Raw genomic sequence first — 22,983 nt, 5'->3', positions numbered from 1 at the left:
CTGGCGAACCATCGCTGCGGGCGTCGGTTGCCTCGCCAGGAGACCGTGATGACCGACACCCGTGACCCGATTCGGACCGAGACCCGGTACGAGCCCCAGGCGCCGCTCTCCGTGGCGGCGCGCAGCGCCTGCCCGCGCTGCGGCCGGGGACACCTGTTCAAGGGGTTTCTGAGCATCGCCCCGCGCTGCGACGCCTGTGGGCTCGACTTCTCCTTCGCCGATCCCGCCGACGGCCCCGCCTTCTTCGTGATGATGACCACGGCGATCCCCGCCGTCGCCTTCGGCCTGTGGCTGGAACTGACTTACGACCCGCCGGTCTGGCTCCACTTCGCCCTGACCCTGCCCGTCGTGCTGATCGCCTGCACCCTCCCCTTGCGCTTCTTCAAGGGCTGGCTGGTGGCGAGCCAATACGTTCACCGCGCCGAGGAGGGCCGGCTCGCGAGGACGGTACCGCCGGTCGAGGTCGCTAAGCCGGATGCGCCCGGCCCACGCTAACTTAGAGCATCGTCCTGGATATCGGATCCAGAACGATGCTCTAGGTTTTTGTTTTTGCATCGTCTTTTCCGAAAGCCGGTGGCCACCTTTCGGGACGATGCTCTAGCCCAAGAAAAAGCCCGCCCCGAGCGCTCGGGGCGGGCTTTTTCGCGTACTGTCGATCCGTCCGGTCAGTGCGCGGCGGGTGCCGTGGCGGCCGGGTGGATCACCATCTCGGTGAATGGGTAGACGTAGGCCTGGAGCATCACGAGGCCGCCGACGAGGCAGGCCAGCACGATCGAGTGCCAGAACACGAAGCGCAGGATCTTGCTCTCCTGGCCGAAATAGCCCGTCGCCGTCGAGGCCACGACGATCGACTGGGCGTCGATCATCTTGCCCATCACGCCGCCGGACGAGTTCGCCGAGGCCATGAGGATGCCCGACAGTCCGAGCTGCTCGGAGGTGATCCGCTGCAGGCCGCCGAACAGCACGTTCGAGGCCGTGTCCGAACCCGTGAGTGCGACGCCGAGCCAGCCCAGCAGCGTGCCGAAGAACGGGTAGAGGATGCCCGTGCCGGCAAACGCGAGGCCGAGCGTGGCATCGACGCCGGCGTAGCGGGTGAGCACGCCAAGCGCCAGCATCGCGGCGATGGTGATGAGCGAGTAGCGCAGCACCCAGATCGTCTCGAAATACGCCGTGACGAGGCGGACCGGCGAGAACCGCATGATGATGCCGGAGATGATCGCGGCGAACAGCACGCCCGTGCCGGTGTAGGACATGTAGGTGAAGTTGAAGATCGCGGCTTCGGCCTTCGGCGCAGCCTCCACAGGCGGCACCTTCATGATCATGTTGTGCAGGCCCGGCACCTCGTATTTCCACGAGAAGATCGGGTTGACGATGCCCTTGAACCAGCCGGTGCCCCAGATCGCCACGATGATCGAGAGGATGATCCACGGCACCCAGGCCATGAAGATCTCACTCGACGAGGCGGTGCGGCCGCCGACATGCGCCTTGGGCAGATCGCCGGGGACGCCCGCGCCGAGGGAGGCCGGACGCGGCTGACCGTAGCCGACCGACGGGTCGTGGCCGCGCAAAGCGGGCGAGGCCCAGATCTGGGCCGGCCGCCACACCTTCAGGAAGGCGACGAGGGCGGCCATCGAGACGAGCGAGGCGCCGATATCGACGATCCAGGGGTTGATGTAGTTCGAGATCAGGAACTGCGCCGCGGCAAACGAAATGCCGCAGACCGCGATCGGCGGCCAGATCGCGATCATGCCGCGGAAGCCCGCGAACACCCAGATCAGCCAGAACGGCACGATCACCGAGAAGAACGGCAGCTGACGGCCGATCATCGCGCCGAGGATGTAGGGGTCGTAGCCCGTCACCGAGGCCAGGCCCTGCACCGGAGCACCGAGCGCGCCGTAGGCGACGGGCGCGGTGTTGGCGATCAGCGAGAGGCCGGAGGCGGCCAGCGGCGAGAAGCCGAGCCCGATCAGGATGGCGCCGGTGACGGCCACCGGGGTGCCGAAGCCGCCCGCGCCCTCGAAGAAGGCGCCGAAGGCGAAGGCCACCAGCAGGAGCTGGATGCGCCGGTCCTCGGTGATGCCGGCCACCGATTGCTGGAGGATGGCGAACCAGCCCTTCTCCACCGTCAGCCGGTAGAGGAAGATGACGTTGAGGATGATCCAGCCGATCGGGAACATGCCCGTGACCACGCCGAGGAGGGTCGCCCGGACGGCGAGGTCGGTCGGCATGCCGAAGGCGACCACCGCCACGAGGAAGGCGACGATCAGGGCGAGGATGGCGGCGATGTGGACCTTGATCTTGCCGCTCGCGATCATGCCGAGCAGAGCGATGACCGGCAGCGACGCCATGAAGGTCGAGAGCCATTGGCTCCCGAACGGATCGTAGACCTGATTCCAGGGTGTCACGGGCCTTGCCCTCCTCCCAAGCCCCGATCTTCCGCCGGGACCTTCTGGCACAGGGTGCTAACAGAGCCGTCTAGCCTGCTCAACGCAAGGCATCATGTATTCAATCCACCCCGCAATCGAACTTTGTCGGGTGACGCTTTTTCGCATCGTAATGCGGCGTCGATGACCGGGCCGACGGCAGGGGCCGCCTTCGAAGAGTTCGGGAACAGACCCATCCGAACCGCGGTTCCGGCAACACGTCCCAGTGCCCTGCCGAACTCCCGATCACCGGGCCGCCCTCGGCTGCGGGTGGTTCGGGCATCCGTGTGGGGCACGTTCCGGCGACGACCGGCATCACCGAGAGGCCCTCACATGTTCATGCGCGTCGACAAGCTCCAGGCTGAGCTTCCCGCACCGAAACGGAAGGATCCGAACGCCGCCGCCGCGCTGCAGGAGTTGCTGGGCGGCAAATACGGCGAGATGTCCACGCTCGGGAACTACATGTTCCAGAGCTTCAATTTCCGTAGCAAGGACAAGCTCAAGCCGTTCTACAGCCTCGTCTCCAGCATCACGGCGGAAGAACTCGGTCACGTCGAACTCGTGAGCAACGGCGTGGCCATGCTCAACAACGGGCCCGACAACGACGGTGACGAGACGGACGGGGGCGACATTTCAGGCGCGCCGTTCGAGGACATGAAGGACATTCGCCTCGCGGCGGCCTTCCTGTCGAACGGCGGCGGTGCGGCGCCGATCAACAGCAACGGCGCCTCGTGGAACAACGATTTCATCACCTCGACGGGCAATGTCGTCGTCGATCTGCTGCACAACTTCCACCTCGAATGCGGCGCTCGGCTGCATAAGCTGCGGGTCTACGAGACCCTGTCCGACCCGACCGGACGCGAAGTGTGCGGCTACCTGCTGGTGCGCGGTTCGGTCCACGCCCACGCCTACGCACTGGCGCTCAAGCAGATCACCGGCGTCGATCTCGACAAGTTCCTGCCGACCCCGAACATCAACCTCGACAAGATTCCCGAGTGCCAGAAATACCTGCAGGAGGGCTCGCACCGCCGGCTCTACACCTGGAGCCCGAACGATTACCGTGACATCGCCGGGATCTGGAACAGCAGCGAGCACGCCCTGCCGGGCGATCCGCCGGGCGAACTCGAGATCGTGGAGGGCATGCCCGATGGCGGCAAGATCCACCAGCTCACCGGCATCCCCTCGGCCTTCGCGCCCGACTATGCGCCGGAGGAGATGTTCGAGATCGCGCAGAAGCTGACGAAGAAGGCGCGCTGACGCCACGCCCCCCCAAACTCCTCCCCCTCGGGGGAGGAGCCTCCGTGTGCGTCTGAGATATTCTTATCGCCCCGTGCGTGCCGCCCGCCACAGCCGCCACAGGCGGCGCCAGCGGGGGATCTCGATCACGCTGTTGAGCGGATCGTAGCCGGCCCGCTCCATCGCCGCGAGATAAGGCTCGACCAAAGCCGTCGGCAGGAAGGCGGCGCGCGCCGCGGGAGCGATGGTGCCGCGGGCCGCCTCGTAGGCGGCGAGGTGGCGCCGTGCCAGCGCCCGCAATTCGGCGCAGGTGCGGACCAGTCCCGGTCCGCCGCGGCCCGAGACGATGTCCTCGCGCGTGACTCCGTTCTGGCGCAGCAGGTCGCCGGGCAGGTAGACCTGCCCCTGACGCGCGTGCCACGGCAGAGCCCGCAGCAGGCCGGTGATCCCGTAGGCGACGCCCGCATGGCCGGCGGCGGCCGCGCCGCCGGGCTCGGCCCCGTCGGCGAGCACCAGTCCGGAGAGCCGGATCAGCGCCGAGGCGGTCTCGCCGCAATAGCCCTCCAGATCGTTCACCCGCGGCATCGGGTCGTCGTAGAGGTCGAAGACGCGGGCATCGATCAGATCGACGAAGGGCTGGCGCCCGAGGCGGCGCGTGACGATCGCATCGTCCAGGGCTGCGGCGACGGGATTGGCCCGGACGTCGCCCCGTGCCTCGCCCTGAAGCGCGTCGCGCCACCATTGCAGGCGGATCTCCCCCGCCATCGGGTTCGAGGCCGCCTCGCGGATGCGGGCGATGGTCAGGCTGAAGGCGGCGAGCGCGAAGAGGTGCGGCCGGAAGGCCGCGGGCGCGAACAGAGCCGCGAAGTAGCGGTCCGGGTCGCTCGCGCGCACCAGTTCCTCGCAGTGCCGGAAGGCGAAGGCCAGCCCGCCGTTGCCGGCCTCCGGGCTCGTCTCGGTTCGGGTCTCGGGGCGCGTCATGGAGCGGGGCTCACGCGGCGTTCGGAACTGAGAGTGCATTCCGACGAAGTGGTTACTAGTTCGTCGGGATGCGCGTCATGACAAAGACTAGAGACGCCGGCCCGATGCAATCAGGTCGGATACGGCTCTAGACGGCGATCAGCGCGGCCGCGACCTTGCGGTTCTCGGCCATCAGGATGTTGTAGGTCCGCGCCGCCGCCCCCGTCTGCATCGTGTCGAGGCCGATGCCTGCGGCCTTGAGGCGCTGGCGCAAAGACTCGGGCAGGAACACGATCTCGGCGCCGGTGCCGATCAGAAGCAGTTCGATCCCTTCGGCCTCGGCGAGAACCGGGCCGAGGCTCGTCCCGTCGATGCCGCCGGGCTCGTTCACCTCCCAGGCGCGCACGCCGGAGGGCAGCATCAGGATCGAGCCCCGGTGGGACATCTGCCCGAAGCGGAAGCCGCCATTGCCGTAGGCGTCGATGCCGTGGCGGCCGGGCAGGAAGCCGTCATGGATCTGACCCGGTACCCGTCCCTCGCTCACGCCATGCCTCCGCTCGCCCGCATTCCGTCCCGGATGTCGGGGGCGCGGTCATTCCTCTCAGCCGCCGGGGCGAAGAAAGACGTCCCGGATCGCTGTCGCGCGCTCCGCCGCATGCTGCGCCCTACTCGGCCGCCTGCGGCAGGCCGGACTCGCGCTGCGACGCTTTCGCGCCGGACAGGCGCAGGCCGATATAGATCAGCGACGGGGTCGAGACGAAGATCGCGGAGTAGGTACAGATCACCACGCCGCAGAGCATCACCACGGCAAAGCCCTTGATCGCCTCGCCGCCGAACAGCACCAGCGCCACGAGCGACAGGGTGGTGGAGAGCGAGGTCATCACCGTGCGCGACATGGTGGAGTTGATCGAGAGGTTGAGCAGCTCGACGACGGGAATCGTCTTGTAGCGGCGCATCAGCTCGCGGGTCCGGTCGAACACCACCACGGTCTCGTTGAGCGAGTAGCCGACGATGGTCAGGATCGCCGCGATCGAGGTCATGTTGAACTCGATGCGGGTGATGATGAACACGCCCACCGTCAGCACGATGTCGTGCAGGGTGCCGACGATGGCGCCGAGCGCCAACTCCCGCTCGAAGCGGAACCACAGGTAGAGCAGCACGGCGAGCACTGAGAGCACGACGCCGATCGTGCCGGACTGCACCAACTCGCCCGAGACGCGCGGCCCTACGGTCTCGGTGCGGCGGAAATCATAGCCCGCGTCGAAGGCGGCATGGGCCTTCTGCATCACCGCGGTCTGGCCCTGCTCGCCGGCCTGGAGCGGGAAGCGCACGAGCACCTGACCCTCACCGCCGAGTTCCTGCACCTCGGTCTCGCCGAAGCCGAAGCCGTTGGCGGTGTGGCGGATCTCGGCGACGTCCGCGGTCTGGCCGGCCTTGGCCTGAAGCTCGACCAGGGTGCCGCCCTTGAAGTCGATGCCGTAGTTGAGCCCGACGGTGATGAACAGCACCAGCGTCACGACCGACATCACCGCCGAGAGCGGGAAGGTGACGTGCCGGAACCGCATGAAGTCGAAATGCGATTCGTCGGGCCAGAGGCGAAGCAGGCGCATGGTCGGTCTCGAAGCGAAGGGGGCGCTCCGAGCGCATCCCCTGAGATTTCAGCTCTTGCGCGGCGGGCGGGCCGCGCCGGGAATGAGGCGGCGGCGCCCCTAGAACGGCAGGGCTTTTGGCCGGAACCAGTTGTACCACACCGCGATCATCATGCGCGTCAGGGTCACGGCGGTGATGACGGTGGTGAGGATGCCGAGGATGAACACCACGGCGAAGCCCTTCACCGGGCCCGAGCCCATGAAGAACAGGAGCAGGGCGGCGATCGCCATGGTCGAGTTCGAGTCGATGATGGTGGCGAAGGCCCGGTCGAAGCCGGCCTGGAGCGCCGAGACCAGAGAGCGGCCTGAGCGGGATTCCTCGCGCATGCGCTCGTAGATCAGCACGTTCGAATCGACCGCCGTGCCGATGGTGAGCACGATGCCGGCGATGCCCGGCAGCGTCATCGTCGCCTCCAGCACCGACATCAGGCCGAGGATCAGTCCCACGTGGACGATGAGCGCGATGTTGGCGATGAAGCCGAAGGTGCCGTAGGTTGCGAACATGAAGGCGATGACGAGGCCGCCCGCGACCAGGGTCGCGAGCTTGCCGGCCTCGATCGAATCGCGGCCGAGGCCGGGGCCGACGACGCGGCGCTCGACCACGGTGAGCTTGGCCGGCAGGGCGCCGGCCCGCAGCAGCACCGAGAGGTCGTTGGCGTCCTTGACGGTGAAGTTGCCGGTGATCTGGCCGGTGCCGCCGGTGATCGCCGAGCGGATCACCGGGGCCGACTGGATCACGTTGTCGAGCACGATCGCCATGCGCCGGCCGACATTCTCGCTCGTCGCCTGACCGAAGCGCTGGGCCCCGCGCAGGTTGAACTTGAAGCTCACCATCGGCTCGTGGGTCTGTGGGTCGAAGGCGGGCTGGGCGTCGGTGAGATCGCTGCCGTCGGCCATGACCCGGCGCTCGACCGGTACCTTGGCGCCGCCCTCGTCCTTGGAGGCGAGCATGTCGACGTCGCCGGAGGGCGAATCGGCCAGCATGCGGAATTCGAGCTTGGCGGTCTTGCCGAGCTGGTCCTCCAGCTCCTGCGGGTTCTGCAGGCCCGGAACCTGGACGAGGATGCGGCTGGCGCCCTGCTGCTGGATCGACGGCTCCTTGGTGCCGCCGAAATCGATGCGCTTGCGCACGACCTCGATCGCCTGGCTGACCGCACGGCGGGTGCGGTCGTTGATGCCGGCCTCGGTGAGGACGAGCTGGATCGCGCCGTTCTCGGCCTCGTTGACCGTCAGCGTCTGGCCGCCGGCGGCGAGCGGGTTGTTGATGGGCGCTGCGAGTTCGCGCAGCTTCGGCATCACCTTCGCGCGGGCCGCCGCATCGGGAATGCGCAGCTCGACACCGCGATTGATGACGCGGATGCCGCCGTCGGGCGAGACCGCGGCCTCGCGCAGGATGCGGCGCACGTCGTCGCGCAGGCCGGTGACCATCGAGCGGACGAGGTCGGGCTGGTCGATCTCCAGCAGGATCTGCGAGCCGCCCTGGAGGTCGAGGCCGAGCACGATCGCCCGCTGCGGGATGATCCAGCTCGGGAACCACGACGGCAGCGAGGCCATGAAGGCCTTGCGGCTGTCGGCCGGGATGAAGCTCGGCACCGCGAGGCTGAGGCCGATCAGGATGACGGCGAGCGTCGCGACGATCTTGGTTCTCGAGAAGCGCAGCATCCGCCCGGTTCCGACTGGTTTTATCGAAAGGTGCCGGGCCTGTGCGCCGACACCCTCATGTGACCTCTCAGGAGGCCTTGACCGGGGCGCCCTTGACGCGAACCTCGGAGATCATCGTGCGCACCACCTTCACGCGGACGTTCGGGGCGATCTCGACCTCGATCTCGGTGGCGTCGTCCGCGACCTTCGTGACACGGCCGACGAGGCCTCCCGTGGTCACGATGGTGTCCTCGCGGCGCACGTTCTTCACCATGTTCTGGTGATCCTTGAGCCGGCGCTGCTGCGGGCGCAGAATCAGGAAATACATGATCACGAAGATCAGGACGAAGGGCACGAACTGCAACGCGACATCCGCGCCGCTTCCGGCACCGACTCCTTGCGCGAAGGCGGGGGTGATCAACGCGAGAAACTCCTGATCGAGGGCAGACGGCCCGTGAGGCCCGGCGGGACCGGTGCCTTGCGACGACGGGCTTGTCAAAATCGGCTTGCCGAAAGCGACTTGCCAAAAAGAGACTTGCCAGGACCGGCAGGGCAGAACCGACCTGCCGGAAAGCGCGCGGACTATAGCGACGGGCGATTCGAAAGCAACGGCGGGCGATGCATCCGGGCCGGTGCCGTTGCGGTTCCCCTTTCTTTCGGCCTTCGCCTACAAGGCGCCACCTCAGCGAGGGCGGCTGCCCTCCGCCGCAACCGGACCCGAGATCATGGCCTCAGAGCCGACGCCTGCCGACCCGATCCCGCATCTCCTGCCGCTTCTGGAGCGGATCGCCGCAGCCCTGGAGCGCGCCGCCCCGCCTGTCGTCCCGAAGGTGGATACGAGTGCCGCCGACGCCTTCCTGTGGGGCCCCGAGCGGCGGCTGATCCCGGTGCCGCGGGTCAATCGGGTCGAGATCGGTCTCCTCACCGGCATCGACCGGGCCCGCGACACCCTGGTGGAGAACACCGAGCGCTTCGCCCGCGGATTGCCGGCCAACAACGCCCTGCTCTGGGGCGCGCGCGGCATGGGCAAGTCCTCGCTGGTCAAGGCGGCCCATGCCGAGATCAACGCCCGCCGGCCCGACGGCAGCCTGCCGATGAAGCTCGTGGAGATCCACCGCGAGGACATCGAGGCGTTGCCCGAGTTGATGAGCCTGCTCCGGAACGACCCTCACCCTTGGCTGGTGTTCTGCGACGACCTCTCGTTCGATGCCGACGACACCTCCTACAAGTCGCTCAAGACGGCGCTCGACGGCGGCATCGAGGGGCGGCCGGGCAACGTGCTGTTCTACGCCACCTCGAACCGCCGCCACCTGCTGGCCCGCGAGATGGTCGAGAACGAGCGCTCCACCGCGATCAATCCCGGCGAGGCGGTGGAGGAGAAGGTCTCCCTCTCCGACCGCTTCGGCCTCTGGCTCGGCTTCCACAAATGCAGCCAGGACGAGTATCTGGCGATGATTTCCGCCTACGTGGATCGCTACGGCCTGAACGTGGAGCCGGAGCGGTTGCGGGCCGGGGCGCTCGAATGGGCCACCACCCGCGGCTCACGCTCGGGGCGCACCGCGTTCCAGTTCATTCAGGATCTGGCCGGACGGTTGGGACAACGGCTGGAGGGATAGTTTTTTCGTCCCCGCAACCGGATTGCCGAGTATCCCCTCGCCCCGCAGGCGGGGAGAGGGGTGTGCCGACCGCGCCGACGAGACCCAAAACGAAAACGGCGGCTCCTCGCGGAGCCGCCGTTTTCGTCTCATGTCGGGAGAAAGGATCAGCCGCCGAGATGGGGCATCGGATCGACTGGGGTTGCACCCTTGCGCAGCTCGAAGTGGAGCTGGGGCGAGGTGACGTTGCCGGTGGCGCCGGACTTGGCGATGGTCTGGCCGCGCTTCACCTTCTCGCCGGGGCGCACGTCCAACTCGCCGTTATGGGCGTAGGCCGAGACGTAGCCGTTGCCGTGCCGCACCAGCACCAGCTTGCCGTAGCCCTTCACGTCGGAGCCGGCATAGGCCACGGTGCCGTCCTCGGCGGCCTTGACCGGCGTACCCTCGGGCACGGCGATGTTGATGCCCTCGTTGCCGGACGAACCGTAGGCGTTGATGATGCGGCCCTTGGCGGGCCAGCGGAACGACTCGGCCGGGGCTGCCGGGGCGGCGGCCGGGATTGGGGCCGCCGCATCGGCGCTGGCGACCTTCACGGGGGCAGCCGGCGCCGTGTCCTTCGCGGAAGCCTTGGCGGCCTCCTTGCTCTCCTTGGCGGCAGCTTTCGCCGCCGTCTCCGCGGCGCGGGCCTCGGCGAGCTTCTTGGCGGCGTCCGCCTTGGCCTGCTTGGCCTCGGCTTCGGCCTTGCGGGCGGCGTCCGCCTTCGCAGCCTCCTTGGCCGCATCCTTCGGATCGACCTTCGTCTCGGCCTTGGCGACCTTCTCAGGCCCCTTCTGGCCCGGACGCGGATGCTTGGCGGCCTCCGCCGCCTTCTTCGCCTCGGCCGCTTTGGCGTCGGAGAGCTTCCTCGACTGCGCGGCCTTCTCCGCGGCCTTGGCTTCGGCCGCCTTGGCCTCGGCGACCTTGGCGGCGGCGGCCTGCCGCTCGGCGTCGCGGCGGGCCTCGGTGGCCTTCGCGGCTGCGGCCTCGGCGGCACGTTTCTCGGCAGCCTTGTCGACGGGCTTGCCGAACTGGAGCTTGGGCTGCGGCGCCGGGGCGGAGGCGCGCGGCGTCATCGCACGGCCCGCATCGGGGTTCAGGCCGGCCACGTTGCTCGCCATACCGCCGGAGATCGGCTCGGCCGTCGCGACGCGGGTCACGGTCCGCGGTGCGGCCGGGGCGGCGCTGATCGCGCCGGGGCGCGGCGACAGGGCCGGGCCTGGGGCGGGCAGCGCCTGCGACTGGATGCGCGGCGTGCGGATCGCAGGCGCCGGCGCCATCTCGCCGTCCACGCCGTCTTCCGGCAGGCTGCCGGTGGCCGAGGGCTCACCCGTCAGCGAGGCGAACGGGTTGGTGAAGGGATCGCCGAGACGCGAGGCGTCCGACGAACAGGCAGCGGTGCCACCGCCGATCATACCGATGAGGGCGAAGCGCGAAAGCGTCCTCAAGCCCAGTCTTTTCCCCCGAACCCGCATCGACGCACCCGCTTGAACACTGACGCAACGTGATGAGCTATTCAAACGGGATTCAGGTTAAGCAACCGTTCCCGAGATCGTCGCGGGGATCGGTTTCGCGCGGGTTCCGTAAAGGTTGAGGAAGTCTGGCAACGGGGCCGATTGCGCGTCCGAGCGGGCGAGACCTCCCCGCGACGCGCACGCGCCGAACCGTTGGTCGGGCCGCTAGGAGCCCAGCGCACGCCCCGGCGTCAGGGGGCCGAGGCGCAGGGCCGCCCCTTCCGTCCGGGCGTAGGCGGCCGCGCTGTCGCGGGTCAGCGTCACGAGCCGGCTCCCCCGCCCGGTCCAATGGCCCGCCACCAGCCGGCCGCCGGATTTGAGCGCGGCGGGCAGGTGCGGCGGCAGCGCGGCGAGGCTGCCGTTGACGAGGATGCGGTCGTAGCTTCCGCCCCGCACGACTTCGGGTGCGAGCCCGTCATGGGTCTCGACGGTCACGTTGGCGAGGTCGGGCCCGAGATGCGCCCGCGCCGCGCGGGCGAGCCCCTCGTAGCGCTCTAGGCTGCGCACATGGGCGGCCCCGAGCCGCACCAGCAGGGCGGTGACGTAGCCTGTGCCCGTACCGACCTCCAGCACGCGCTGGCCGGGGGCGAGGTCAAGGGCGCCGAGCATCTGCGCGACGACACTCGGTGCGGTCATGGTCTGGCCGCAGGCGAGCGGCAGGGCGATGTCGCGCCGCGCATGGGGGCGCAGGGCCGGCGGCGCGAAGCGCTCGCGCGGCACCTGCTCCATCGCCCGCAGCACGGCGGTGTCGCGCACGCCCCGCTCGCGCAGGGCCAGCACGAAGGCGGCGTTGCCGGTCGCCTCCGCCAGCCCTGCGGACAGCCTGTCGGCCCGTTCGTCGGGCTCTCGGGCCTCAGGCGGCATGAGGGCCCGGACGGCCGCCCCCGCTCACGCCCGGAACGCCGCGGCGAAACGGGTGAGTTCCGGTTCGTCGGTGAGGTCGAGCCGCAGCGGCGTCACCGAGATGCGGTTCTCGGCGATCGCCTTGAGATCGGTGCCGTTGCCGGGCTCGAACCGCGCCTTGGCGAAGGCGAGCCAGAAATAGGGATTGCCGCGCCCGTCATGGCGGGCGTCGATCTGCAGGAGCGCCTGGTTGCGCTGGCCCTGCGCCGAGACCGCCACGCCCTGCACGTCCTCCGGCTCGCAATCGGGGAAGTTGACGTTGACAAGGATGCCGGGCTCGATCCCGATCTCCAGGATCTTCTCGATCACCCGCGGCCCGTGCGCGGCGGCGCAGGCCCATTTCAGGTTGGCCCGCCCGCCCGCGCCGTAGGCTTGGCTCAGCGCGATCGAGCGGATGCCGAGGATCGTGCCCTCCATCGCCCCGGCGATGGTGCCGGAATAGGTCACGTCCTCGGCCACGTTCTGGCCGCGGTTGACGCCGGAGAGCACGAGATCGGGCTTATGGTCCTTGAGGATGTGGGCCACCCCCATGATGATGCAGTCCGAGGGCGTGCCCTTCACCGCGAAGCGCTTCTCCGCGATCTGGCGCAGGCGTAGCGGATCATTGAGCGAGAGCGAGTGCGAGACGCCCGATTGATCGGTCTCGGGCGCCACCACCCAGACGTCGTCGCTGAGCGCGCGGGCGATGCCTTCCAGCGTCTCCAGGCCCGGCGCGTGGATGCCGTCGTCGTTCGTGACCAGGATGCGCATCAGTGGTTCGGTCCCTCGATCCGGTTCAGGCCGCCCATGTAGGGCTGGAGCGCCGACGGGATCGTGACGCTGCCGTCGGCGTTCTGGTAGTTCTCCATCACGGCGATCAGGGCGCGGCCGACCGCGACGCCCGAGCCGTTCAGGGTGTGGACGAAGCCGACCCCCCTGCCCTCTTTCGCCCGGTAGCGCGCATTCATCCGCCGCGCCTGGAACTCGCCGCAGACCGAGCAGGACGAGATCTCGCGATACGTCTGCTGGCCCGGCACCCAGACCTCGATGTCGTAGGTCTTCTGGCTGGCAAAGCCCATGTCGCCGGTGCAGAGCGTCATGACGCGATAGGTCAGGTCGAGTTTCTTGAGGACCGCCTCGGCGCAGGCGAGCATCCGCTCGTGCTCCTCGGCCGACTTTTCGGGCGCGGTGATCGAGACCAGCTCGACCTTGTTGAACTGGTGCTGGCGCAGCATGCCGCGGGTGTCGCGCCCCGCCGCCCCGGCCTCCGCGCGGAAGCACGGGGTGAGCGCGGTGAAGCGCAGGGGGAGTTCGTCCTCGGCCAGGATGCTTTCGCGCACGAGGTTGGTGAGCGGGACTTCGGCGGTGGGGATCAGCCAGTATTTTTCGAACGCTTCCTGACCACCTGTCCGCTCGTTCCTCACTATGTCTACGTCATCGCTAAATGCGCCAACTGCCTCATTCAACGTAGTTTTGGCATAAGAGAGATATTGATCTTCTTCAAATTTCGGAAGCTGGGCGGTGCCGAACATCGAGCGCGACCGAACTAGAATCGGCGGCGCAACTTCTAAATAACCGTGCTCGCCCGTGTGCAGGTCGAGCATGAACTGGCCGAGCGCCCGCTCCAGCCGGGCGAGCTGGCCCTTCAGCACGACGAAGCGCGAGCCGGAGAGTTTCGCGGCCGCCTCGAAATCCATCAGCCCGGTGGCCTCGCCGAGCTCGAAGTGCTGGCGGCCTTGCTCCAGGCGCTCACGGGAGGACTCGAAGCGGCGGTACTCGACATTGCCGTGCTCGTCGGCGCCGGGGGGCACGTCCTCCTTCGGACGGTTCGGGATCGCGGCAAGGCGCGCGTCGAGGGCTTTTCCTGCCTCGCCCTGCGCGGCTTCGAGGCCCGGTGCCTCTTCCTTCAGGCGGGCGACCTCGGCCATCAACTCGGTCGCGCGGGCCTCGTCCTTGGCCTTCTTGGCGGCGCCAATCTCCTTGGACAGCGCGTTCCGCCGCTCCTGGGCCGCCTGCGCCGCCGAGACCGCGCCCTTGCGGGCGTCGTCGAGGGCGATCAGCTCGGCGCTCAGGGGGGCGAGGCCGCGGCGCTCCAGATCGCGGTCGAAGGCCTCCGGGTTCTCGCGGATGGCGCGGATGTCGTGCATTTCGGGGCTCTCGAAGTCGTGTGCGCGCGAGAGCCTCGCTTTGCCGCATCGCCCCCGGCATCACAAGAGCGGGCGCATCGGCACGGGCTCACGCTAAGGCTGCCCTCGCACGTACCGGCACAGGTCCGGAGCCGCTGCCATCCGATAAAAATGGTCGGGATAAATCGGCAAAAAATCGTGCGAACCGTCCTGGCCATTGCGCTTGTGAATCGCGGTCACCGGCACCATATCCCTGATAGGCCAGCACTTTTTCGCGCATCCTGCAAAAAGATGCTGCTCTCAACCGTCGGCCTGGGCGTTTCTGAGAGCAATCTATGAGAAATATAAGTGTAGGGCCCGCTTGAATTGCGCCCAACGGATTGTCTATATCAAGGGCGTCGAACACGAGGGACCGGGCACACGAACGGTCCACCTCAGTTCGAGGTCGGGCCGGTTGAAAGACCGACCTTCGTATTCAAAACCTCATCAGGAGACACGCCATGAAGTGGTCTGCCCCCGTTGTTGCCGAGATCTGCGTCGGCATGGAAGTCACGTCCTACGAGTCCGCCGAGATCGACACCTTCAACTAAGAAGGCGTCGCCAGCTTAGGCTGGTTCGGTTCTCATCATTTTCGTCTACCAGGAGAAACATCATGAAGTGGTCCGCTCCCGTCGTTGCCGAGATCTGCGTCGGCATGGAAGTCACCTCCTACGAGTCCGCTGAGATCGACACCTTCAACTAAGAAGGCGTTGCTGGACTCGATCCGGTGAGACCAGGGGCGCTGCCTGAGAGGGCGGCGCCCTTTTCGTTTGCGGTGCGACGCGACGAAAAAGCAGGAAGGCCGGAGGGTTCGCGACAGAACCCTCCGGCCTTCCTGCTTTCGATGTCCCGGTGCCTTGCTCAGAGACGGTAGCGGATCTGGTCGGTCCAGAAGCGCTCCAAGCGGGACAGCGCGAGGTTGAGGCGGCCGAAATCGTCCTCGGAGATGCCGCCGATCGGCTGGATCGTGCGGGCGTGCTTGTCGTAGAGGCCCTGGATCAGGTCGTGGATCTCGCGGCCCTTCGGGGTCAGGCTGATACGCACCGAGCGCCGGTCGGTCTTGGAGCGGGCGTGGTGCAGGAAGCCGGCCTCGACCAGCTTCTTGACGTTGTAGGACACGTTCGAGCCGAGATAGTAGCCCTTCGAGCGCAGCTCGCTCGCGGTCAGCTCCTTGTCGCCGATGTTGTAGAGCAGCAGCGCCTGGACGCTGTTGACGTCCTCGCGGCCGCGCCGGTCGAACTCGTCCTTGATGACGTCGAGGAGGCGGCGGTGCAGCCGCTCCACGAGGTGCAGCGCCTCGAGATAGGAGCCGGCGGCGCCCTGAAGCTCCGGGGCGGCGTCGGTGGTCTTGAGGGCGGTGTTGGCGGCCTTCGTGCTCATCGTGGTGCCTTCCTGTCGGTTCGTGCCGGCTCTTGCTGGCCGGCCTCGCTTATGAGGTGAACCTAGCCCCCACCGATGAAAGCCGATTTAAGCGACAGGATGAACTCGCGATTTACTTCTGTCGGTAAATGCAAAATGAAACGATGATGTTGACCTCTTGTTCAGCCTACATCGCGCGCCGCCAGCCAGGATAACACGAAGTAAACAGCGACAATGCTTGCCTGCACTGCGATCACCGGCACCGACATCGGCAGGAGCTGCGGCGTCAGCAGCGCCAGCGTCAGCGCCGAGGTCGCGGCGAGCAGCCAGACCACGCCGCCCCAGGCGCTCGTCAGCCACAGGCCGACCGCGGCCACGAAGTCGATTACCGCAAAGTAGACGATCGCCGATTGCCGTCCCATCGGCAGGTCGGCGAACGGCGTCCGGCCGGGAATCAGATCGAGGATCTCGCCCCAGGTCGCGAGTCCTTTGACGAGCCAGACCAGCGCGGTGATACGCATGAACCAGACAAGCACCACGTCCCAGCGGGTCTGCGCCCGCGGCGCGGTGCCCTCGATCCGGTCGCCGGCCCCGGCGCTCGGGCGTCCGCGCCCATCGAGCGTCGAGCCGACCTTGGCGAGCGCCCTCACGACCGTGCCTCCACGGCAGGCGCCGCTTCGTGCGGGCCCTGGCTGCCGTCGAAGAGCGGCTCGGGGCCGTCGAGCGGGCCGAAGGCGGCCTCGATCGCCCCGGCATCGACCGCGTCCAGGGTCGCGGGTTGCCAGGCCGGCCGGTTGTCCTTGTCGACGATCACCGCTCGCACGCCCTCGTAGAAATCATGCCCGCGCATCACCCGCTCGCACAGCCGGTACTCCGCCAGAATCGCCTCGGCAAAGCTCAAGCCGGCTCCGCGGCGCATCTGCGCCAGGGCGATGGTCAGGCTGGTGGGTGAGCGGGTGCGGATCGTCGTCGCGGTCGCTTTCGCGAAGGCGGAGCCGTCCCGCGCCGACGCGTCGAGCCGGGCGAGCACCTCCGTGACGGTGTCGGCGGAGAAGCAGGCGTCGATCAGCGCCCGCTCGGCGACGAGGGGACCGGTCTCCGTCTCCGGCGCATCGAGGCCGTCGAAGGCGCGGGCGATCGCCCCTCCCCCCGCCAGCCGCTCGATGATGGTCTCGAAGTCTTCAGCCTGCGCCGTGTGGGTCGCGAGGCCGACGGCGAGCGCGTCGCCCGCGCCGATCCGCGCGCCCGTCAGCGCGAGGTAGCGCCCGGTGCAGCCGGGCAGGCGCGGCAGGGCGTAGGTCGCGCCGACATCCGGGAAGAAGCCGATGCCGGTCTCGGGCATGGCGAAGCTGTAATTCCCGGCCGCGACCCGCACGTCGCCGTGCAGCGAGATGCCGACGCCGCCGCCCATCACGATCCCTTCGATCAGCGCGATGTAGGGCTTCGGGTAGGACTTCACCGTGGCGTCGAGCCAGTATTCCCCGCGCCAGAACGCCATCACGTCGGCATGGCGCCCGGCCTTGCCGAGGGCGTGGATCTGGCGGATGTCGCCGCCCGCGCAGAAGGCGCGCCCGCCGGAGCCCCGCACCACGACCCGGCTGACCCGCGCATCCCCCGCCCAGGCCCGGAGCTGGCGGTGCATCGCCTCCACCATCGGCAGCGTGAGGGCATTGAGCGCCTTCGGCCGTGTCAGGGTGATCAGCCCGGCCTCGCCGCGGGTCTCGAACACGATCTCGGGCTCGGCCGACAGCTCGCGCACGTCCCGTTGCAAGGCTTGTTGTTGCGAGGCCTTTTGCCCACCCGACATTCCGCGCTCCACCGCCGCGCTCCCCTCCGCCGCATCGTCACCCGAGCGGATGCCCGCCGTTTCGAAGCCGGGCCCTGTGCCCGGAGGCTTTGCGCCGGGGGCCTTGCGCGGCCCTCTTAGACGAACTCCCGGGTGGGGCGTCAACGCGGAGCGTGCGGCGGCGCCGGACCGCATCGACCGCCTCGCGAGGCGGCTTGGAAAGCTGGCCCTCCGACGGAATCCGCATGCAGGGAACCTCTTTCGGCACCCTTCAGAAGCGCTCCGTCGATGTCCGGCGCGTGGGCCTCGGGACGGAGCCGGTCGCATTCGGCGGCCTGCGGCAACGGCACCTTTCGAGCCCGAATTCGAATGTGCTAGGGCACCGCCCGAAGAGGCGCAGACCGGCCTGTCCGAGAAGACGATGCAACAGCAAGAGGCTTGAGTATCGTCGATGGTCGCGCGGTCCGTGGCGCTTTCCTCACCCCTCCTTCTCGGGGCAACCTCCGAACGCCGGATGGTTGTCGGGGGTTGCGCACTCGGAACGCTCCGCCCGAGCCCTCGCCGCCGGGCTTGCGGTCGCGCATGGGTTTGACGTCTTTGTCGTGATGCGCTCCTCCGCACCGAACCGGTCTCCCCTTCGGTTCGAGAGCGTCCTGGAGCAACCGGAGTCCTGAGGCTCATGTCTGACGCCACCCCGCGCCCGCTCGCCATCGAGACCGCGCGCGAAGCCGCCCCCGGCGCGGGGCCGCTGAGTCTGACCCAGCGCCCGCGCCGGAACCGCAAGGCGGATTGGTCGCGCCGCCTCGTGCGCGAGCATACCCTCACCGTTGATGACCTGATCTGGCCGCTCTTCGTGATCGAGGGCGAAGGCCGCCGCGAGCCGATCGCCTCCATGCCCGGCGTCGAGCGCCTGAGCGTCGACGAGATCGTGCGCGAGGCCGAGCGCGCCGCGCGGCTCGGCATCCCGGCGATCTCGTTCTTCCCCTACACCGAGCCGTCCCTGCGCGACCCGACCGGCTCCGAGGCGTTGAACCGCGAAAACCTCGTCTGCCGGGCGGTGCGGGCGGTGAAGCGCGCGGTCCCCGAGATCGGCGTGATGACCGACGTCGCGCTCGACCCCTATACCAGCCACGGCCATGACGGCCTGATCGAGGCCGGCGCGATCCTCAACGACGAGACCGTGGCGGTGCTGGTCGAGCAGAGCCTGATCCAGGCCGAGGCCGGCACCGACATCATCGCCCCCTCCGACATGATGGACGGGCGCGTCGGCGCGATCCGTACCGGCCTCGACCGGGCCGGCTTTCGCGACGTGCAGATCATGGCCTACGCCGCGAAATACGCCAGCGCGTTCTACGGACCGTTCCGCGACGCCATCGGTACGAGCGCGGCGCTGGTCGGCGACAAGCGCACCTATCAGATGGATCCCGGCAACGCGGCCGAGGCCCTGCGCGAGGTGGCCCTGGATCTAGCCGAGGGCGCCGACTCGGTGATGGTCAAGCCGGGCCTGCCCTATCTCGACATCATCACTCGGGTGAAAAGCGAATTCGGCGTGCCGACCTTCGCCTACCAGGTGTCGGGCGAGTACGCGATGATCGAGGCCGCCGCCCGCAACGGCTGGCTCGACGGCGACCGCGCCATGACCGAGAGCCTGCTCGCCTTCAAGCGCGCGGGCGCCGACGGGGTGCTGACCTACTACGCCCCCCGCGTCGCCGAGCGGCTGCGCGCGGGCTCCTGACGGCCCGACCCCAGGCGCGACGGCCTTGATCCGCATCGAGCGGGCGGCGCTGGCGGGCGCGGTCATCCTCTGGCTCGCGGCCGGATTCGGCTGCGACACGGCGCTCGACGCGCGCCGGGCGACGCTCTGCCGCCGGGCGGTGCCGGCGCTCGCCCCGCCCGGCGCCGCGATCGACCTCTTACGGGTGGGATCGGGCGCGAGAAGCGGCAGCGTGCGGGTCGATTACCGCCTCACGGGCTCGGCCGGTGGGCTCGCGAAGGCCGAGGCGACCCGGCCCCGCTTCCTCGTTTGCCATTTCGGCGCCAGCGACGACCTCAACGCGGTGACGACCGAGCAGGGACCGATGACCGGAGCCTCGCTCTACCTGCTCAGGCATTACTACCTGACGACGCCCGAGGCCGAGGCCGCCGATCCCGGAATACGGTGATGGCGATGGGTGGCGGTATCACCTGCCCGCGGGCGGATCGCGCCTGCCCTAACCTTGCCCGCCCTCTCTTGGCAGCACTGCATCGTCTCCCCACTTGATCGGGGTGCACGCAACGGTCGAGGAAGCGGCGGCCATGACGGATTTTCAGCCCGGTTATCACCCCGGTTACACCAACCCGGCGGGCATGCCGGGTCCCGGCGGGTTTCCCGTGCCGTATGTGCGGGCGAGTCTCGGCGGGCGCACGGTCGCCTACCTGCTCGATCTCGCCTTCATCTTCGTGTTCACGGCCGTGCTCGCCACGGCGATCGCGATCCTCGGCGTGCTCACCTTCGGCTTTGCGTGGATGCTGTTCCCGATCCTCGGCGTCAGCGGCATCCTCTACAGCGCAATCACGGTGGGCGGCCCCAAGCAGAGCACGCTCGGGATGCGCATGCTCGGCCTGCGCGTGGTGGCGCCCGAGAGCGGCCGCCCGGTGGATTTCCTGACGGCGGGCATCCATGCGCTGCTGTTCTACGTGGCGATCTCGACCTTCCTGCTCTGGTGCATCGACGTGGTGTTCGGTCTCGTCCGCTCCGACCGGCGCCTCGGCCACGACCTGCTGCTGGGTCTCGCCGTCGTGCGCGACTGATCCCTCCTTCGGGTGAGGGGATGGCGGCGGAAAGCCGCCGTCATGCCCGATCAATCCGGTTGAGCCCCGCGGCGATCCCGTTACATTGGCTGCGGTGCCAGCGTTCGATGCCGTGGCCCCGAGGGCGAGCCTTCCCAGCGTGACGAGCCATCCGCGCGACACACCGCAATTCTACCTCACGGCGCCCTCCCCTTGCCCGTACCTACCGGGCCAGGAGGAGCGCAAGGTGTTCACCCACCTCGTCGGGCGGCGTGCCCGGGACCTCAACGAGATCCTGACCCAGGGCGGCTTCCGCCGCTCGCAGACCATCGCCTACCGCCCGGCCTGCGAGACCTGCCGCGCCTGCGTCTCGGTGCGGGTCGTGGTCGAGGATTTCGCCATCACCGGGAGCCAGCGGCGCATCCTCCAGCGCAATGCCGAACTTATCGGCACGCCGGAGCCGAACCGTCCGGCCTCCGAGCAATACGCCCTGTTCCGCCGCTATCTCGACGCCCGCCACGGCGATGGCGGCATGGTCGACATGACGGTGCTCGACTACGCGATGATGATCGAGGACAGCCACGTCGACACCCATCTCGTCGTCTACCGCGAGCGCGGGCCCGACAGCGCGATCCACGGCCGCGGCGTCGGCGCCCCCGTCGCGGTCTGCCTCACCGACGTCCTCGCCGACGGCCTGTCGATGGTCTACTCGTTCTACGATCCTGCCGAGGCCAGCCGCTCGCTCGGCACCTACATGATCCTCGACCACATCCGCCGCGCCCGCGCCCTGGGCCTGCCGTATCTGTATCTCGGCTACTGGGTCGATGGCTCCCGCAAGATGGACTACAAGGCCAAGTTCCGGCCGCAGGAACGGCTGATGCCGCAGGGCTGGATGCGGGTGGAGTAGCCCCCCGTTTCCGTGCGGACGCTCGCGGGGAGGCCTGCTCGTCCCCCTTCGATCGGGATGCACCGAAGGCCGTTAACCATCGCTCGGTTACACCGCGACGATGGACGATGCGGGGCCGGCAGCCGCGAGCATGACGACACGTAGCGCGGGCGACGACGCCGTCGACGACGGCGGAGGAGGCGTCAGGCCGGACCTGCGCTTCCCGGAACTCTGCCGGATCGCGCGCCTCCTGCTGGACGTTCCCGCCGCATCCATCCGCCTCTCCGGCGACGCCGGCACTTGGACCGACATCGATCCCGCCGCCGATCCCGAGTTCCGGCAAGCGGTGGCGACGGCCCCGGGGTGGCCCGCACTGGGAACCCCCTTCGTGTGGTGCGGCGACACCCGTGAAGACGCGGCCTTCGCGGCGTGGTCCTCGGCGCATGGCCCCGGCATCCGCTTCCTCGCAAGCATCCCGTTCGGCCCCGGCCGCATGGGCTGCCTGACCGTCCTCGGCCCGAGCCCCCGTGAGGAGACGGCCGAAGGCGTGGAGCGTCTCACGGCTCTGGCCGCCCTCGCCGACCAGGCACTGCGCCTCTCGCAGGCCGCACGCATGGCCGTGGAACGGGAGGCCGACTTCCGCCTGCTCGCGGAGATGTCCACCGACACCATCATTCGCGGAAATCTCCAGGGTGTCCGCCTCTACGTCTCACCGTCGATCCGAAACCTGCTCGGCTACGAACCGGAGGAACTCGTCGGGCAGAAGGCGATCGCCATCGCCCATCCCGACGATGCCCCCGCCTTCCGACGCTTCATGGAGGGCGTGCGCGAGGCCCGTGTCGACGTCGCCGTCATCGAACTCCGGCTCCAGCACAAGAACGGGGCCTGGGTCTGGATGGAGGCATCCCTGCGCCTGACCCACGATCCCGTCACGGGGGCGGCCAACGGCTACGTCGTCTCGGTCCGCGATGTCGGCAAGCGCAAGGCGCTGGAGGAGCGCCTGGAGCACCTCGCGTCGTTCGACACGCTGACGGGGCTGCCCAACCGCATGCAATTCGGCGAGAGCCTCATGGTCGCGACGGAGCGTGCCCGTCGCAGCCGTGAGAGCGTCGCGCTCTTCTACATGGACCTCGACCGCTTCAAGGCGATCAACGACACGCTGGGGCACGAGGCCGGCGATGTCGTCCTGCAGACCTGTGCGGCCCGACTCCGCACCGCCCTGCGCGGCGCGGACGTCGTCGCCCGCCTGGGAGGCGACGAATTCACCGCCCTTCTCACTCTCGATCGATCGGAGCTGAGCCGCGTCGCCGAACGCCTCGTCGCGTCCATCGGCGAGCCGATCCCCTACAAGGATACGACGCTCTCCGTCGGGCTGAGCATCGGCATCGCATGCACGCCCCAAGACGGCGACCGGCCGGACGCACTCCTGTCCTCGGCCGACCAAGCCCTCTATCGCGCGAAGGCCGCCGGACGGAACACCTTCCGGTTCTTCACCGATGCCGGGGCCGATTGAAGGCCGGGGTCACATCCGCTTCACGATCTTGGCCGGGTTGCCCACCACCACCGCGCCCGCCGGCACGTCGCGGGTCACCACCGCGCCCGCGCCGATCACAGCCCCGTCGCCGACGGTGATGCCGGGGAGCAGGATCGCGCCGCCGCCGATCCAAACGTCGTCGCCGATGGTGATGGGCCGGGCCGATTCCCAGAACGCGGCGCGACTGGCGCGGTCGAGGGGGTGCTCGGCGGTGTAGAGCTGCACCATCGGGGCGATCTGCGCGCGGTGGCCGATGGTGATGGGGGCGCAGTCGAGGAAGACGCAGTTGAAGTTGCAGAAGAAATCGTCGCCCACCGTGATGTTGCCGCCGTAGTCGCAGGCGAATCCGGGGCAGATCGTCGGGTTGCTGCCTGCCGATCCGAGCAGCTCGCGGATCGCCGCCTCGCGGCCGGCCGCATCCTCGGGCTCCATGGCGTTGAGCCGCAGGAGCCGCCGCTTGGCGGCGTTGCGGAGCGCGATCAGTTCCGGATCGTCGCCGCGATAGGGCTTTCCGGCGAGCATCAGCTCGCGTGCGGTCTCGGCCATAT

24 protein-coding genes are annotated in these 22,983 nt (G+C 68.6%); 10 read left to right on the top strand and 14 right to left on the bottom strand.

What is annotated here, in order from left to right:
* Positions 1-48: 48 nt before the first annotated feature.
* Positions 49-495 (top strand): DUF983 domain-containing protein, encoded by a 447-nt coding sequence (locus tag J2W78_RS08180; protein WP_253369603.1) that lies wholly within the window; start codon positions 49-51, stop codon positions 493-495.
* 170 nt (positions 496-665) lie between these two features.
* On the opposite strand, the gene J2W78_RS08175 is transcribed toward J2W78_RS08180, so the two are convergent.
* Positions 666-2,405, bottom strand: coding sequence for an L-lactate permease (locus J2W78_RS08175; RefSeq protein WP_253369602.1), 1,740 nt, complete (start codon positions 2,403-2,405; stop codon positions 666-668).
* A gap of 351 nt (positions 2,406-2,756) precedes the next feature.
* Between J2W78_RS08175 and J2W78_RS08170 the strand changes: the two genes are divergently transcribed.
* A complete protein-coding gene (locus tag J2W78_RS08170) occupies positions 2,757-3,680 on the top strand; it encodes a manganese catalase family protein (RefSeq protein ID WP_253369600.1) in 924 nt (307 codons plus the stop codon).
* 63 nt (positions 3,681-3,743) lie between these two features.
* Here the strand turns inward: J2W78_RS08170 and J2W78_RS08165 are convergent, their stop codons facing one another.
* The 5 genes from J2W78_RS08165 to yajC all read right to left on the bottom strand — a co-directional run bounded on the left by J2W78_RS08165 (position 3,744) and on the right by yajC (position 8,330).
* A complete protein-coding gene (locus J2W78_RS08165; protein WP_253369598.1) occupies positions 3,744-4,640 on the bottom strand; it encodes a phytoene/squalene synthase family protein in 897 nt (298 codons plus the stop codon).
* A 127-nt stretch (positions 4,641-4,767) separates the two neighbouring features.
* Positions 4,768-5,163 (bottom strand): Mth938-like domain-containing protein, encoded by a 396-nt coding sequence (locus J2W78_RS08160; protein WP_253369596.1) that lies wholly within the window; start codon positions 5,161-5,163, stop codon positions 4,768-4,770.
* Between the two features lie 121 nt (positions 5,164-5,284).
* Positions 5,285-6,229, bottom strand: coding sequence for a protein translocase subunit SecF (secF, locus tag J2W78_RS08155; RefSeq protein WP_253369594.1), 945 nt, complete (start codon positions 6,227-6,229; stop codon positions 5,285-5,287).
* 99 nt (positions 6,230-6,328) lie between these two features.
* Entirely contained in the window at positions 6,329-7,930 is a 1,602-nt protein-coding gene (gene secD / locus J2W78_RS08150) for a protein translocase subunit SecD (RefSeq protein ID WP_253369592.1), read from the bottom strand.
* 67 nt (positions 7,931-7,997) lie between these two features.
* Positions 7,998-8,330 (bottom strand): preprotein translocase subunit YajC, encoded by a 333-nt coding sequence (yajC, locus tag J2W78_RS08145; protein WP_253369590.1) that lies wholly within the window; start codon positions 8,328-8,330, stop codon positions 7,998-8,000.
* 304 nt (positions 8,331-8,634) lie between these two features.
* On the opposite strand from yajC, the gene J2W78_RS08140 reads away from it, so the two are divergent.
* Entirely contained in the window at positions 8,635-9,525 is an 891-nt protein-coding gene (locus J2W78_RS08140; RefSeq protein ID WP_253369589.1) for an ATP-binding protein, read from the top strand.
* Between the two features lie 146 nt (positions 9,526-9,671).
* On the opposite strand, the gene J2W78_RS08135 is transcribed toward J2W78_RS08140, so the two are convergent.
* From J2W78_RS08135 to serS, 4 genes are all read right to left on the bottom strand, one after another.
* Positions 9,672-11,015 (bottom strand): murein hydrolase activator EnvC family protein, encoded by a 1,344-nt coding sequence (locus tag J2W78_RS08135; RefSeq protein ID WP_253369587.1) that lies wholly within the window; start codon positions 11,013-11,015, stop codon positions 9,672-9,674.
* A 204-nt stretch (positions 11,016-11,219) separates the two neighbouring features.
* Entirely contained in the window at positions 11,220-11,918 is a 699-nt protein-coding gene (locus tag J2W78_RS08130; RefSeq protein WP_253369585.1) for a protein-L-isoaspartate O-methyltransferase family protein, read from the bottom strand.
* 24 nt (positions 11,919-11,942) lie between these two features.
* Positions 11,943-12,707 (bottom strand): 5'/3'-nucleotidase SurE, encoded by a 765-nt coding sequence (gene surE, locus J2W78_RS08125; RefSeq protein WP_135297463.1) that lies wholly within the window; start codon positions 12,705-12,707, stop codon positions 11,943-11,945.
* Positions 12,707-14,083 carry a serine--tRNA ligase gene (gene serS, locus J2W78_RS08120; RefSeq protein ID WP_253369583.1) on the bottom strand — a complete coding sequence of 459 codons (1,377 nt, stop codon included), beginning with the start codon at positions 14,081-14,083 and terminating at the stop codon, positions 12,707-12,709. The genes surE and serS overlap by 1 nt, the downstream gene beginning before the upstream one ends.
* A gap of 479 nt (positions 14,084-14,562) precedes the next feature.
* Here serS and pqqA (J2W78_RS08115) point away from each other — a divergent pair, with 479 nt between their 5' ends.
* Together pqqA (J2W78_RS08115) and pqqA (J2W78_RS08110) are read left to right on the top strand one after the other, a co-directional pair.
* Positions 14,563-14,652, top strand: coding sequence for a pyrroloquinoline quinone precursor peptide PqqA (gene pqqA, locus J2W78_RS08115; RefSeq protein ID WP_015857429.1), 90 nt, complete (start codon positions 14,563-14,565; stop codon positions 14,650-14,652).
* 62 nt (positions 14,653-14,714) lie between these two features.
* Positions 14,715-14,804 carry a pyrroloquinoline quinone precursor peptide PqqA gene (pqqA, locus tag J2W78_RS08110; RefSeq protein WP_015857429.1) on the top strand — a complete coding sequence of 30 codons (90 nt, stop codon included), beginning with the start codon at positions 14,715-14,717 and terminating at the stop codon, positions 14,802-14,804.
* 158 nt (positions 14,805-14,962) lie between these two features.
* Here pqqA (J2W78_RS08110) and ldtR read toward each other — a convergent pair whose 3' ends face one another.
* The 3 genes from ldtR to J2W78_RS08095 all read right to left on the bottom strand — a co-directional run bounded on the left by ldtR (position 14,963) and on the right by J2W78_RS08095 (position 17,267).
* Complete coding sequence (gene ldtR / locus J2W78_RS08105) at positions 14,963-15,481, bottom strand: transcriptional regulator LdtR (protein ID WP_056199484.1); 519 nt, start codon at positions 15,479-15,481, stop codon at positions 14,963-14,965.
* 161 nt (positions 15,482-15,642) lie between these two features.
* Positions 15,643-16,110, bottom strand: coding sequence for a DUF6163 family protein (locus J2W78_RS08100; RefSeq protein WP_253369581.1), 468 nt, complete (start codon positions 16,108-16,110; stop codon positions 15,643-15,645).
* Complete coding sequence (locus J2W78_RS08095) at positions 16,107-17,267, bottom strand: enoyl-CoA hydratase/isomerase family protein (RefSeq protein WP_253369579.1); 1,161 nt, start codon at positions 17,265-17,267, stop codon at positions 16,107-16,109. The genes J2W78_RS08100 and J2W78_RS08095 overlap by 4 nt, the downstream gene beginning before the upstream one ends.
* 658 nt (positions 17,268-17,925) lie before the next feature.
* Here J2W78_RS08095 and hemB point away from each other — a divergent pair.
* The 5 genes from hemB (at position 17,926) to J2W78_RS08070 (ending at position 22,414) form a co-directional block, all read left to right on the top strand.
* Positions 17,926-18,981: a porphobilinogen synthase gene (hemB, locus tag J2W78_RS08090; RefSeq protein ID WP_253369578.1), complete on the top strand. Its 1,056-nt coding sequence runs from the start codon at positions 17,926-17,928 to the stop codon at positions 18,979-18,981.
* Positions 18,982-19,006: 25 nt separating this feature from the next.
* Entirely contained in the window at positions 19,007-19,408 is a 402-nt protein-coding gene (locus J2W78_RS08085) for a hypothetical protein (protein ID WP_253369576.1), read from the top strand.
* A 133-nt stretch (positions 19,409-19,541) separates the two neighbouring features.
* Entirely contained in the window at positions 19,542-20,036 is a 495-nt protein-coding gene (locus J2W78_RS08080) for an RDD family protein (RefSeq protein ID WP_253369574.1), read from the top strand.
* A gap of 139 nt (positions 20,037-20,175) precedes the next feature.
* A complete protein-coding gene (locus tag J2W78_RS08075; protein WP_253369573.1) occupies positions 20,176-20,922 on the top strand; it encodes an arginyltransferase in 747 nt (248 codons plus the stop codon).
* Positions 20,923-21,052: 130 nt separating this feature from the next.
* The gene (locus J2W78_RS08070; protein ID WP_253369571.1) at positions 21,053-22,414 is read left to right on the top strand and encodes a diguanylate cyclase domain-containing protein; all 1,362 of its coding nucleotides are present in this window, start codon (positions 21,053-21,055) and stop codon (positions 22,412-22,414) included.
* Positions 22,415-22,423: 9 nt separating this feature from the next.
* On the opposite strand, the gene J2W78_RS08065 is transcribed toward J2W78_RS08070, so the two are convergent.
* Positions 22,424-22,981, bottom strand: a complete 558-nt coding sequence (locus J2W78_RS08065) for a sugar O-acetyltransferase (RefSeq protein ID WP_253369569.1) — start codon at positions 22,979-22,981, stop codon at positions 22,424-22,426.
* Between the last annotated feature and the right edge of the window lie 2 nt (positions 22,982-22,983).

The organism is Methylorubrum extorquens, assembly GCF_024169925.1.
Taxonomy (GTDB): Bacteria; Pseudomonadota; Alphaproteobacteria; order Rhizobiales; family Beijerinckiaceae; genus Methylobacterium; species Methylobacterium extorquens_A.
Note: the sequence above shows the minus strand (reverse complement) of the source record. Positions and strands in the feature narration are given on the sequence as shown.